Origin of the sequence: Lacibacterium aquatile, from assembly GCF_042683105.1 — a bacterium.
Lineage (GTDB): Bacteria > Pseudomonadota > Alphaproteobacteria > Elsterales > Elsteraceae > Lacibacterium > Lacibacterium aquatile.
This window is the reverse complement of sequence record NZ_JBHUIP010000012.1, coordinates 427,051-439,888: the sequence shown is the minus strand read 5'-3', so window position 1 is coordinate 439,888 and position 12,838 is coordinate 427,051. Positions and strand designations below refer to the sequence as shown.

Annotated in this window: 12 protein-coding genes and 1 riboswitch; of the genes, 5 read left to right on the top strand and 7 right to left on the bottom strand. The window is 63.4% G+C overall.

The window, feature by feature from the left end:
- Positions 1-152 precede the first annotated feature (152 nt).
- Together ACFSM5_RS13690 and ACFSM5_RS13685 are read left to right on the top strand one after the other, a co-directional pair.
- Positions 153-2,237: a methyl-accepting chemotaxis protein gene (locus ACFSM5_RS13690; protein WP_379876992.1), complete on the top strand. Its 2,085-nt coding sequence runs from the start codon at positions 153-155 to the stop codon at positions 2,235-2,237.
- A gap of 287 nt (positions 2,238-2,524) precedes the next feature.
- On the top strand, positions 2,525-2,992 hold the full coding sequence (locus ACFSM5_RS13685) for a DUF1203 domain-containing protein (RefSeq protein WP_379876991.1): 468 nt from the start codon (positions 2,525-2,527) through the stop codon (positions 2,990-2,992).
- Here ACFSM5_RS13685 and ACFSM5_RS13680 read toward each other — a convergent pair.
- A complete protein-coding gene (locus tag ACFSM5_RS13680; protein ID WP_379876990.1) occupies positions 2,989-4,491 on the bottom strand; it encodes a helicase HerA domain-containing protein in 1,503 nt (500 codons plus the stop codon). The genes ACFSM5_RS13685 and ACFSM5_RS13680 overlap by 4 nt on opposite strands.
- A gap of 80 nt (positions 4,492-4,571) precedes the next feature.
- On the opposite strand from ACFSM5_RS13680, the gene ACFSM5_RS13675 reads away from it, so the two are divergent.
- From ACFSM5_RS13675 to ACFSM5_RS13665, 3 genes are all read left to right on the top strand, one after another.
- On the top strand, positions 4,572-4,832 hold the full coding sequence (locus ACFSM5_RS13675) for a hypothetical protein (protein ID WP_379876989.1): 261 nt from the start codon (positions 4,572-4,574) through the stop codon (positions 4,830-4,832).
- Positions 4,833-4,851: 19 nt separating this feature from the next.
- A riboswitch (cobalamin riboswitch) is annotated at positions 4,852-5,050 on the top strand.
- Positions 5,051-5,132: 82 nt separating this feature from the next.
- Complete coding sequence (locus ACFSM5_RS13670) at positions 5,133-5,327, top strand: CbtB domain-containing protein (protein WP_379876988.1); 195 nt, start codon at positions 5,133-5,135, stop codon at positions 5,325-5,327.
- 191 nt (positions 5,328-5,518) lie between these two features.
- Positions 5,519-6,229, top strand: a complete 711-nt coding sequence (locus ACFSM5_RS13665) for a CbtA family protein (RefSeq protein WP_379876987.1) — start codon at positions 5,519-5,521, stop codon at positions 6,227-6,229.
- 150 nt (positions 6,230-6,379) lie between these two features.
- On the opposite strand, the gene ACFSM5_RS13660 is transcribed toward ACFSM5_RS13665, so the two are convergent.
- The 6 genes from ACFSM5_RS13660 to ACFSM5_RS13635 all read right to left on the bottom strand — a co-directional run bounded on the left by ACFSM5_RS13660 (position 6,380) and on the right by ACFSM5_RS13635 (position 12,810).
- The gene (locus ACFSM5_RS13660) at positions 6,380-7,393 is read right to left on the bottom strand and encodes an LLM class flavin-dependent oxidoreductase (protein ID WP_379876986.1); all 1,014 of its coding nucleotides are present in this window, start codon (positions 7,391-7,393) and stop codon (positions 6,380-6,382) included.
- 182 nt (positions 7,394-7,575) lie between these two features.
- Entirely contained in the window at positions 7,576-8,247 is a 672-nt protein-coding gene (locus ACFSM5_RS13655; RefSeq protein WP_379876985.1) for a hypothetical protein, read from the bottom strand.
- Between the two features lie 83 nt (positions 8,248-8,330).
- Positions 8,331-9,341: an aldose epimerase family protein gene (locus ACFSM5_RS13650; protein WP_379876984.1), complete on the bottom strand. Its 1,011-nt coding sequence runs from the start codon at positions 9,339-9,341 to the stop codon at positions 8,331-8,333.
- A 19-nt stretch (positions 9,342-9,360) separates the two neighbouring features.
- Complete coding sequence (gene yjfF, locus ACFSM5_RS13645) at positions 9,361-10,332, bottom strand: galactofuranose ABC transporter, permease protein YjfF (RefSeq protein WP_379876983.1); 972 nt, start codon at positions 10,330-10,332, stop codon at positions 9,361-9,363.
- 10 nt (positions 10,333-10,342) lie between these two features.
- On the bottom strand, positions 10,343-11,320 hold the full coding sequence (locus ACFSM5_RS13640) for an ABC transporter permease (RefSeq protein ID WP_379876982.1): 978 nt from the start codon (positions 11,318-11,320) through the stop codon (positions 10,343-10,345).
- Positions 11,317-12,810 carry a sugar ABC transporter ATP-binding protein gene (locus tag ACFSM5_RS13635; protein WP_379876981.1) on the bottom strand — a complete coding sequence of 498 codons (1,494 nt, stop codon included), beginning with the start codon at positions 12,808-12,810 and terminating at the stop codon, positions 11,317-11,319. The genes ACFSM5_RS13640 and ACFSM5_RS13635 overlap by 4 nt, the downstream gene beginning before the upstream one ends.
- Positions 12,811-12,838 lie beyond the last annotated feature (28 nt).

Genomic DNA, 12,838 nt, shown 5'->3' with positions numbered 1-12,838 from the left:
TTTTGATATCGACTAGCGAAGCGTCACATTGGTGAAGACGCGACTAATTCGCATATTCACTTTTTTGACCTTCAAGCGCTTTCAGAAACGCCATTTTTTATGTATCTAGGGTGCCCGCCCGCTTAAGTGGCGAGGAAGAAAAGGGTCAGGAAATGCGGTTGTGGCGCCAGGCCAGCCTGAAGGCGATGATCATCCTGAGCACCGTCATGGTGCTGGCCATCTGTGCCGGGGCCATCGCCGCGACGCTGATCGCGCTGGCGCGTCCTTCGGCGGAGGCGATTGCGATTGAACTGGTGCAGGAGATTGCGTCCGGTCAGCAAGGCCGGGTGCGCGAGGAAATCGGCTCCGCCCTCGAAGATGCCAAGGCAATTGCCCGTGTCGCCACGACGGAATTGAGCTTCGATGCGCCCCGCCGTTCCGCCGTGAACCGCAACTTGCGGCAGGTGATGGAGGCCAACCCGGATTATGCCGGGGCCTGGATCGACATGGCCGACAACGGTTTTGAAGGCAAGGATCAGGAAGCAGGTACCCGCGACGGCGAAATCCTGGGACTGCCGAAGACGGGCCGCATGAGCCTGCTGTGGCTGCCGGGCGAGGATGGCAAGGTTAAAGCTGACGACAGCGAGGGCTATCCTTTCTCTGAAGTGCAGGAAAAAGAATATTACAAGGCTGCCACGGCAGCTGGCGGTCGGGCGGCGGTCAGCGAGCCCTACCTCGATGATTTCACCAAGGAACTGATGACCAGCGCGGTCATGCCGGTGATGAAGGATGGCAAGATCCGGGGCGTTGCGGGCATCGATATCTCGCTCGCTAATCTGACCAAATCCCTGAATGCCCAGCGCCCGTACAAGAACGGTTTCGTGGCGCTGATTTCGCAGAGCGGATCCTATATCGCCCATCCGGACGCCGCCCGGCTGTCCAAGCCGAATGACGATCTTCCGGCCGAGGCGCGCAAGGCGGCGGCTGCGGGCAAGGGCTTCATTGGCAATGTCGATTTCGGCGGCAACACGCATTATGTGCGGTTGGAGCCGGTGATGTTCGGCGATGCCAATGGCACCTGGACCCTGGTGGTGGCGGTGCCGCTGGCCAGCATCATGGCCGACGCGAACCAACTGACGCTGCTCTGCCTTGTCGTCGGTGCGATCTGCCTGGGGCTTGGCGCGCTGATCGCCTGGCGGGTGGGCAAGGGCATTGCCCAGCCGGTGACGGAGATGACGGGTGCGATGGCCCATCTGGCGGAAGGTGAGTTGAACATCGCCATTCCGGCCAAGGGTCAGCAGGACGAACTGGGTGCCATGGCCCGCGCGGTCGCTGTCTTTCAGCAGTCGATGATCCATGCCCGCGAACTCGACGAGGAGCAGCGCCGGGAGTGGGAGCTGAAGGAGGCGCGCACCGCGACGCTGACCGGCCTACAGACCGGCTTCGACGGCAAGGCGGGGCAGCTTGTCGGCATCCTCGCCTCCTCTGCCGGTCAGTTGGAGGCGACGGCCAAGGCGCTGACAAATATCGCCGACCGCACCAATGCCCAGGCGGCAACGGTCGCCGTCAGTGCCGAACAATCCACGGCCAATGTGCAGATGGTGGCGGCAGCGACCGAGGAACTGACCGCGTCGGTCAATGAGATCCGCCGACAGGTGGAGCATTCGGCCCGCATCGCCGAAAGCGCGGTGGAGGATACCCGCCGCACCGATCACACGGTGGAAACTCTGACCCAGAGTGCCGAGCGGATCGGCGAGGTGATCGGCCTCATCAGCGACATCGCCGCCCAGACCAACCTGCTGGCGCTGAATGCCACGATTGAGGCCGCACGTGCCGGTGAGGCGGGTAAGGGCTTTGCCGTCGTCGCGTCGGAGGTCAAGAACCTCGCCGGACAGACCGCCAAGGCGACCGAGGAGATCGTGGCGCAGATCGGCAGCATCCAGGCGGCCACCAGCGATGCCGTGACCTCGATCCGGGGTATCGGCGAAACCATCGGACAGATCCACAAGATCACCCAGGATATCGCGGTGGCGGTCGAAGAACAGGATGCTGCGACCCGCGAGATCGCGGGCAATATCCAGCAGGCGGCGACCGGCAGCCGGGATGTCGCAGCCTCGATGATCGAGATCCGTCAGGCCTCGGGCGAAACTGGGGCGGCAGCCGAACAGGTGCTGGGCGCAGCAGGTGCGGTCGCCAAGCAGTCGGGCGATCTGGCGGGCGAAGTGCATAGCTTCATCGCCGCCGTCCAAGCCGCGTAGCGACGCTCGGCGGGAGGGGCATCTGCGTCGTTGCTTCCCGTGCTCGGTGCTCACGTACTTGATGTACGCTCCGCGCCTGTGCTGGGAAGCGCCTAGTATCTGACCCCTCCCGCCGTCGCTTCTAAAGCTCAAAGAAACAACAAACAAAACCTCGTCATCCTCGGGCTTGACCCGAGGATCTTGTGCGGCCGAACTGCGTCGTCTGCCCTGTCCACCGGCAAGGATCGGGTGGGCGCCAGCGCGTCGCGCCGGCATCCTTCAGGCATCAGCCCTGAAGGAGTTTTTCCATGTCGTTCCGCATTTCCGGCCTTCCAGCCAGCCCCTTCACCGCTCTCTTCGCCCTATCCGACACGGAACTGTCTGCCCAGAGCGCCGTCCGTCAGGTCGCTGACAGCAATCCCGGTTATCCCTGCCGTATCGGCCTGCGCGATGCGGAGGTGGGGGAGGAAGTGATCCTCCTGAACTATGAACATCAACCCGCCGACACGCCGTTTCGTTCGCGCCATGCGATCTATGTCGCCAAGAATTCGGTTCCGGTGGACTTGAGCGTTGGCGAGGTGCCGTCGCTCATGCGCCTGCGGCACCTGTCGCTGCGGGGATTTCGCGCGGATGGGATGATGCTGGCGGCCGATCTGGCGCTCGATGGCGCGGTGGAGCCGGTGATCGAGGCGCTGTTTGCCAATCCTGATGTGGCCTACATCCATGCCCATTGGGCCAAGCAGGGCTGTTACGCTGCGCTGATCGAGCGAGCCTAGGCGTCCCCTTCCGGCGGGGCGGCTTCCATCGGCAGGGCGTTGGGGTCGCCGGGGGCGGTCTGCCAGCCGAGGTCGGGCAGGATGAAGATGCGGCTGCCGTCGCCTTCTTCCTTGGTCGCGATCAGGCCCTGGCTTTCCAGATGGGTGATCAGGCCCCGGGCGCGGCGGGGCGAGCTGGAGCCGCGGGCGCGGGCGATCTCGTGATCCGAGGGGCAGGGTTCGCCTGCCGCCGCTGCGCGCGCGATCAGCAGGAAGACCGGCTGGATATCCTCGGTCAAGGTCACCGTAATCGCGGTCGCACGCTCCCAGTCCGACCCGGCTTCCTCCGGCGCATGCAGGCTGGCGCGGATGGAGGCGAGGCGCTTGCGGAAGCTATTGAGGTCCAACTGGCGACCATTGATTCTGTTGGCCCGGCAGCGCACCAGGAAATCCTGATAGAGCACGGCGATGGATCGGCCGCTTTCCTGTTCCACCACCAGTTCGCCCAGAATCTCATCAAGCGACTTGGTTTGCACCGGCGGCGCAGGCACAGCGGCTTCCAGCGAGGCAGTGATGGCGGCGGGCGTGGTGCGGGCCAATTGCTCCAGCACTTCTGCCGTGGCGGCCGGGGTCGGCCGGCGGACGACATAACGCGGCGTTTCGGCCTCGGTCGGGGTCATCAGCAGATCGCGGGCATCTTCGGGCGCGGTGGTGGGCAAAGGCATGAGGCGAGCGCCCGGCGCCCGGGCCAGGGTCTTCACATCGCCAATCTTGATGGGCAGGGGGCGACGCGACATGGCCGGTCCCAAAGCTACGAAATTGCCCCGGTCGAGATCGCGGAACATCTCTGCCTGTTTGCGGTCCATGCCCAGCAGATCGGCGGCACGCGCCATATCGATATCGAGGAAGGTGCGGCCCATCAGGAAGTTGGAGGCTTCGGCGGCCACATTCTTGGCGAGCTTGGCAAGGCGCTGGGTCGCGATGATCCCGGCCAGACCGCGTTTGCGTCCCCGGCACATCAAGTTGGTCATGGCGCCAAGCGATGCCTTGCGGGCCTCGTCCGAGACCTCACCGGCGGCGGCGGGGGCAAAAAGCTGCGCCTCGTCGACCACCACCAGCATCGGGAACCAATATTCGCGGTCGACATCGAACAGCCCCCCTAAGAAGGCGGCGGCGCGGCGCATCTGCAGATCGGCGTCGAGGTTTTCGAGGTTCAGTACCGCCGACACCCGGTGCTGGCGGGCGCGGGCGGCGATCTGCTGCAGGGAGGCTTCGGTATGGGCAGCGGCGTCGATCACCACATGGCCATAGACCTCGGCCAGGGTCACGAAATCGCCTTCGGGATCCAGGATGGTCTGCTGGACCCAGGGCGCGCTCTGTTCGAGCAGGCGGCGCAGCAGGTAGGACTTGCCCGACCCGGAATTGCCCTGCACCAGCAGACGGGTGGCCAGCAGTTCCTCCAGATCGAGGTTTGCCGGAATACCCGCCTTGGTGACGCCCATGTCGATGGCGACCGTCATGCCTGCCTTTTTTGAAATTCGATTTAAGCCCCTCATATAGCGCAAGCGGGCGCCGCGATCTCTTGCTAAAAATTCAGCCCATGGACGCAGCGGTTTTCTGGCGGGACGATATCGACAGTCTGGCCTTTTCGATTGAGGGGCATGGCGGCATCTGCGTCATCCATCGCCGAGCCCTGCGCACCCTGATCGGGCATCTGCCGGAACCCCAGGAAGCCTTGGATTTCTTCGAGAACCGGCGCGCCGCTTTCGAGGTTGCCGCCCGTGCAAAGATTCTCCGGGCAGGGCTGGCGTTTGAGGCCAATTTCCACCTGACCAGCCGCGATGTCGCAGCTTCCCCTTGACGTTGCAGGGTCCGCTGCATAGCGTCGGCCTGTCGATGGTTCCCCGCAAGGGGATCAAAAGGGAACGCTGTGCGGTCTTTTACGAGACTTAGGCAGCGGCTGCCCCCGCAACTGTAAGCGGCGAGTCTGTCTTCGATTAGACCACTGGGGAAACCTGGGAAGGTGAAGACAGGCAAAGACCCGCGAGCCAGGAGACCTGCCAGCGGCAAGCGTAACGACCGGGCGGGGTGTCCCGATGTGGTCAGCGACAGCTGGCTCGCGAATTCCCCGGCGGATCCATCTAGTTTCATGAGGATCGACATGCCGATTTCTTCCAATGTTTCGACCGCGGGCAAATCCGCCGCAGTCAGCCGTTCTTCTTCGACGACCTTCCAGGCCCTGCTTGCAATGGCTTTTGGCCTGCTGATCGTCGGGATGGCCGGTTTCTCGCATAGCGAGATCCTGCATAATGCGGGTCACGACACGCGCCATTCGAACGCGTTCCCCTGCCACTAAGCGGCCCGGCCGCATCGTAAGCTAGCGCCTTTTTAATAGGTTACGTCATCCCGGACCTGATCCGGGATCTCCGTCAGGAGAGGACCGTCACGGCGTGGCAACACGAGATCCCGGATCAAGTCCGGGATGACGGTTTTTGTTTGATGTGATCTTCGAGAAGGTCGCCCCAATCCAATCCCAGGGGAACCCCTATGAACGTCTTCCGTTCGATCATTTTTTCCGCCGTCCTGGCGGGTCTCATTACCGGTATCGTTGTCACGGGCGCGCAGATGGTCAGCACCGTGCCGCTGATCCTGAAGGCTGAAGTCTTCGAAGTGGCTGAGCCTGCCGCTCCGGCCGATGCCGGTCACAGCCATGCGCCCGGCACCGCCGCCCATTCCCATGACGAAGAAGCCTGGGGGCCAGAAGATGGCTTCGAGCGCAATGCCTATACCGCGCTGATCAATGTGGTCAGCTGGATTGGCTTTGGCATGCTGATGGCCGGTGTCTTTGTGCTGTCGCGCCGGGATATCACCTGGCGTGAAGGCTTCCTGTGGGGCCTTGGCGGTTTTGCCGCCTTCATCCTGGCGCCGACCCTGGGGCTGCCGCCCGAACTGCCGGGCATGCCCGCGGGCGATCTGGTGGCCCGTCAGGTCTGGTGGATCGGCACCGTTGCCGCAACGGCTGTCGGCCTTTACCTGATCGCGCTCCAGCGCTCACCCCTGGCTGCCGTGGCCGCCATCGTGCTGATCGCCTTGCCGCATGTGATCGGCGCGCCGCAGCCCGAAAGCCACGACAGCGCCGTGCCACATGGGTTGCATCACGAGTTCGTGGTGGCCGTTACGCTCACCACGCTGCTGTCCTGGTCGCTGCTCGGCGGTCTGACCGGCCTGTTCTACCGCCGCTTCTCGGCGACCGCTTGATCGTCTCAAATATCTGTCGTCATCCCGTGGCTTGACCACGGGATCTCCTCCGAGAGCCGGGCCAATTCTGTTTCAGTCAGAGTGGAAACGCCCCCGGAGGAGACCCCGGGATCAAGTCCCGGGGTGACGAGATATTGGAAGGATCGAACCTTAAACCGCCAGGACACCCATCTCGGCGGCCAGTTCTGCCTTGGCTTCGGCCAGGATCTCGAACGACCGCACCCGCGCCGCATGGTCATAGACCTGGGCGGTCACGATCAATTCATCGGCCTGGGTTTCGAGCAGCAGGGCGGCGAGGCCCTTCTTGACGGTTTCCTTGGTGCCGACGATGGCCTTGCCCAGGGCATGATCGACCTGCGCTTCCTCCATCGGTGACCAGAGGTCGCCCATGTTGTCGACAGGCGGTGGCAGCTTGCCCGGAGTGCCGCGCCGCAGATTGATGAACTGCTGCTGGACCGAGGTGAAAAGCCGTTTGGCTTCCGCGTCCGTATCGGCGGCGGTGATGTTCACGCCGACCATGGCGTAAGGCTTCGGGTTCTCCTCCGACGCCATATAGTTCTGGCGATAGAGCCGCAGGGCGCTGGCCAGCTGCTGAGGGGCGAAATGCGAGGCGAAGGCATAGGGCAGCCCATAGGCGGCGGCCAGCTGCGCACCAAAGAGGCTCGACCCCAGGATCCAGATCGGCACATTCAGGCCGCCGCCCGGCACCGCCTGTACGGCCTGACCCGGCACGGGTTCGGCGAAATAGGCCTGAAGCTCGCGCACATCCTGCGGGAAGGTATCGGCATCGCTCATGCCTTTGCGCAGCGCATGGGCCGTCCGCATGTCCGATCCCGGCGCCCGGCCAAGACCCAGGTCGATACGACCGGGGAACAGGGCTTCCAGCGTGCCGAACTGTTCGGCGATCACCAGCGGCGAATGGTTGGGCAGCATGATGCCACCCGCGCCAACCCGGATGGTCTTGGTTGCCGCCGCCACATGGCCGATCACGACCGAGGTCGCGGCGGAGGCGATGCCGGGCATATTGTGATGCTCGGCCATCCAATAGCGATGATAGCCCAGACGCTCGGCATGCTGCGCCAGATCGGCCGAATTCCGGAAAGCGTCAGAGGCGGTGAAGCCCTGGCCGATGGGGGAGAGGTCGAGTACGGAAAAGGGGATCATCGCCGGGTCCATCTGATGTGTCGATCAACAGATGGGGCAGACAGCGACGATCTGCAAGCGTCATTGTTACGGTTGTTTGTTGGTCATGACCAGACCGGCAGGGCATCTTTCTCGGCGATATGTTCCATGGGCATGCGCGCGGCTGTACGATCTATGCGGGTAGCGATTGCTTCCCGTTCAGCCTACGGGGCGTTCGCCGGTAAATTTTTGTGCTCCATGTATTGGATGACTGTCCGCAGGGTCCCGTTATGGGAGAACTGATAGGTCCGCGTTTCCTGCCTTGAAGGGGTGCCGGGGATGGCAACAAAGGTCGATCCGATCATCATGCCACCAGACGCCGTCCCCTCTATGTTCGCCATGTAGGAGCCCGTCGTGCCGAGTTTGGTCATATCGGTGCTGAGGAGCAGAAAGCGCTCGTTCGCCTTCGGGAAGAATTCGATCAGGAACCGCTGATTGTCGAGCTTGAACATATCGAACGGAATTGTGCGCAGGGGGACGCGGTTCACATCCTGGACCTGGATATTGGGTGGCCAGACAGCGCCAGAGGCGCTCACCACGCTGCTGAGGGTCAGCCTGTAGGGAGCAACGTATTCCGGCAGGCTGACCAGGGCGATTGTCGTCTTGCGACCGTCGATCTCGGCGCAAGAGGTGTCTGCCCGGATTTCGGCGATCGTCACACCCGAAGGGTTGCCGCCGCCGGGCTTGTTATATTCTGTCGGAACCAAGGGCTGGGATCGATTGGTGCCGGGTGGGCAGGTCTGATCCGCAAGCGACAGCACCGGTTGCGGACCCTGCACACATCCGCCGAGCAAAGCCAGGATCGGAAGGGCTATCAGGGCATGGCGGTTCAACATCTGATATCCCGTCTGGTGTAAAACAGTCTCATCGCCGCAGGATAGCGAAAGGACGCGCGCAAAGGAACGTCCATCAGCAACCGTCAGGCGCTCTTGAACCGATAAGCCGTCATCTGGCGATAGGTTTCGCCGGGTTTCAGCACGGCCGAGGGGAAATGCGGCTTGTTCGGGCTGTCGGGGAACTTCTGTGGCTCCAGCGCGAAGCCGAAATAGGGCTTATGTTCCTGGCCGGACAGCGGCGGGGCCGTCTCGGACAGGCCTGCGCCGTCATAGAACTGCAGGCCGGGTTCGGTGGAGATGACTTCCATCGACAGTTTCTTGTCGGGGCTGAGGACCTGGGCGATGGTCCGCATACCCTGGCCGCGCAGCACGTAGTTGATGTCATAGGGCAGCAGCTTGCCGCTGGGCGGCTTGCCGATGGCGCGCGGTTCGCGGAAATCGAAGGGGGTGCCCTGGACCTTCAGCACTTCGCCGGTGGTGATCAGATCGGCATCCACCGGGGTATAGAGATCCGCGTTGATCTGGAGTTCATGTTCGCGGATGTCGGTATTTTCCTGCAGCGTGAAGTAGGAGTGATGCGCGATGTTCACCAACGTCGGCGCATTGCAGGTGGCGCTATATTCGATGGCAAGTGTCGCCGGTCCCATCAGGCGATAGCGGCAGCGGATCGTGCAGTCGCCGGGATAGCCTTCCTCGCCATTAGCTGACTGGAACTCCAGCGTCACATGGTCCATGCCGTCTTCGATGATGGTCCAGAGACGGCGCGAGATGCCCTGGTGTCCGCCATGCAGATGGGTCTTGCCCTTCTCGTTCGCGGTCAGGTCGTGATCATTGCCGTTCAGCGAGAATTTGCCGCCCGCGATGCGGTTGGCATAGCGCCCCGCCGTCACCCCCAGATAGGAGGGGTTGGAGAGATAGCCGTCCAGCGCCTGATAGCCCAGCACCACATGGCGATGGCCGGTGGTGGAGGGGACGACGAGATCGCGGATGACCGCCCCGAAGTTCAGGACGGAGGCGGCCATGCCATCGCGGTTGGCGAGGCGAATCTCGGTCACGTCCTGGCCGTTGACCTTGCCGAAATCATGCAGACTCATCGTCGGTATTCAGTCCGTGTTAGCCCTTGCGGAGGCTGCCGAACGACCGGGTGATCAGCCGCTGCAGCACAATGAAGGCGAACAACAAACCACCGATTGCGATTTTGGTCCACCAACTGTTCAAGCTGCCGTCAAAAGCGATGAGAGTTTGAATGACGCCCTGGATCAATCCGCCGAACAGTGTGCCGACCACATAGCCGATCCCGCCGGTGAGCAGTGTGCCGCCGATGACCACGGCCGCGATGGCATCAAGCTCCACCCCGACTGCCGCCAGCGGATAGCCCGACGCGGTATAGAGGGTATAGAGCACCCCCGCGAGGCTGGAGTAGAAACCGCTCACCGCATAGATGGCGATGGTGGTGCGGCGGATCGGCACGCCCAGCAGGGCCGCCGAGACCCGGTCACCGCCGATGGCATAGACGTTGGTGCCAAAGCGCGTGCGGTGAGCCAGGATGATCCCCAGGGCCAGCGCCCCCAGCATCACCAGCGCCGATGCCGACAGCCCGCCGCGCCCCGGCAGCGGAATACGGAAACCCGCGAAGGCTTCCATCGCCGGATGCTGGATCGACAGGGATTCGAGGCTGAGGACAAAGGCGAGACCGCGCAGCAGGAACATGCCCGCCAGCGTCACGATGAAGGGTTGGATATCGAAAGTATCGATCAGCCAGCCCATGGCGGCGCCGAACAGCACGCCGAAAATCAGCGCGACCGCAGCGGCGCCCAGCGGATGCATCCCGGCGTCCCGTACCAGGATCGCGAACAGCATGCCGACGAAGGCGATCATGGAGCCAACGGACAGATCGATGCCGCCAGATAGGATTACAAAGGTCATGCCGATGGCGGCGGTGATCAGGAAGGCATTGTCGGTCAGCAGATTGCCGAGCACCAGGGTCGAGGCGAAGTTGCGATACTGGCTCATGCCCAGGCCATAGAGCAGGATCAGCACCACCAGGGTTGCAAGCAGCGGAAGCAGGCGTTCGTTCTTGAGCATGACGGCGGGCCTACTGCGCGCGCAGCCGCTGGAGGCGCGGCGACTGGAGGAAAAGCACGGCCAACACCACGCAGGCTTTGACCACCAGGGTATATTGCGAGGGCAGACCGCTGACGAGGATGGTGGTGGTCAGACTCTGGATCACCAGCACGCCGATCAAGGTTAGGCCCAGGGCGAAGCGTCCGCCCTTCAGGGCCGCCCCGCCGATCACCACGGCCAGGATCGCATCAAGCTCCAGCCAAAGACCGGCGTTATTGGCGTCCGCCCCCTTGATGTCGGCGGTCAGCACGATACCTGCCAGCGCCGAGCAGAGGCCGGAGATGGCATAGGCGGAGAGGCGGATCCAGCGGGCTTCGATCCCGGCCAACCGGCTGGCGGCGGCATTGCCGCCGACGGCCTCCAGGAACAGTCCCATCGCCGTACGGCGCAGGACCAGTGCCAGCAGGATCGCAAATCCCAGCACCACCAGCACGCGCACCGGCAGGCCCAAGAAGAAGCCGCCGCCGATCACCTGGAAGAAATCGCTATGGAAGGTGACGATCTGGCCGTCCGTGATCATCTGGGCGATACCACGTCCGGCGACCATCAGGATCAAGGTCGCGACGATGGGCTGGATATCCAGGAAAGCGACCAGCAGCCCGTTCCATAGTCCGCAGAGGATGCCTACCGCCACCACGGCCAGCAGCACCAGCACGGGCGGCAGGCCGGAGGTCTTCAGCAGCACGGCCATCGTCGCGCCGCAGATGGCAATGATGGCGCCGACCGACAGATCGATACCGCCGGTTGCAATCACGACCGCCATGCCCAGGGCGACGAAGGCCAGGGGCGTGCCGCGATGCAGGATATCGATCAGGCTGCCGAACAGATGACCGTCGACGATGCGGATCGAAAAGAAATTGGGCGACAGGAAGAGGTTGGCCAGCAGGATCGCTGCAAGCGCCAGGGACGGCCACAGCCAGCGGCGGCCGGGGATCTTCAAGAAACTCATTGGGCGATAGCCTCGATGATGGCGGGCTGGCTGACTTCGGTTCGGGTCAGTTCGGCCACCTTGTGGCGGTCGCGCAGCACGACTACCCGGTCTGCCACGGCGGTGATTTCCTCCAGCTCCGAGGACACCATGACCATCGCCATGCCGTCGTCGCACAGCCGCCGGATCAGCCCCATGATCTCGGCATGGGCGCCGACATCGATGCCGCGTGTGGGTTCATCCAGCAACAGCAGCTGCGGCTGGGTGATCAGCCAGCGGGCCAGGATCACCTTCTGCTGATTGCCGCCCGACAGTTGCCCGACCGGCTTTTCGGCATCGGGCGTGCGGATCCCCAAGGCCAGGATCATCTCCGATGCGAAGCGATCCTGTTCGGCGCGGCGGATGCGCTTGCGCCAGCCGCGTTTGGCCTGGAGGGCGAGGATGATATTCTCCCGCACCGACAGTTCGGCCACGATGCCTTCGTGTTTGCGATCCTCCGGGCAGAAGGCCATGCCCAGCCGGATGCCCTGGCGCGGGTTTCTGATCGCCATCGGCACACCATGGAGCTTGATGCTGCCGCGATCCGCGCTATCGGCGCCGAAGATCAGTTTGATGGTTTCCGAGCGTCCCGATCCCAGAAGCCCTGCCAGCCCGACGATCTCGCCCCGAGCTGCGCTCAAGGACACGTCCTCCAGCATATGCTTCTTGCCGATATTATCGGCCTCGATGACCGGTTCACGGGCGCCGGGGGCCTTCTCGTCGCGGGCGATATGGGGCAGAGCCTCGGCGGCCTTGCCCAGCATCAGGGAGACGAGGTCGAGGCGCGGCAGGTTCGCCGCCAGATGGCTGCCGACCTGTTTGCCGTTGCGCAGGACCGTGATGCGGTCGGAAATCGCGTAAACCTGATCGAGGAAATGGGTGACGAAGACGATGGCGATGCCGCGCGCCTTCAGGCCGCGCAGCACATCGAACAGCACGGCGACTTCACGGGCATCCAGGCTGGCGGTCGGTTCGTCCAAGATCAGCACCTTCACCTCGCCATCCAGGGCGCGGGCGATGGCGACCAACTGCTGGATCGCGATGGAATAGCTTCCCAGCGGGCGCGACACATCGATGTCGAGGCCCAGCGGCTTCAGCATCTCCTGCGCATGGCGTCTCGCGGCGCCCCAGTTGATGAAGCCGAAGCGGCGCGGCTGGCGCTCCAGGGTCAGGTTTTCGGTCACGGTCAGTGTCGGCACCAGGTTCACTTCCTGATAGACCGTGCTGATACCGAGGTCCTGGGCCTCGCGGCCGCTTTTGGGGTCGATGGTCCGCCCGGCGAGCTGCATCTCGCCGCCGTCGCGCCGATAGATGCCCGTCAGCACCTTGATCAGGGTGGATTTACCGGCCCCGTTCTCCCCCAGCAGCGCATGCACCTCGCCGGGGAAAAGCTGGAAATCGACACCATCGAGGGCGCGGACGCCGGGAAAGCTTTTGGTGATGCCCGACAGAGTCAGGATGGGCGCGCTCATGGGCTCTCCCTTATAAAAGGAGCGGCGG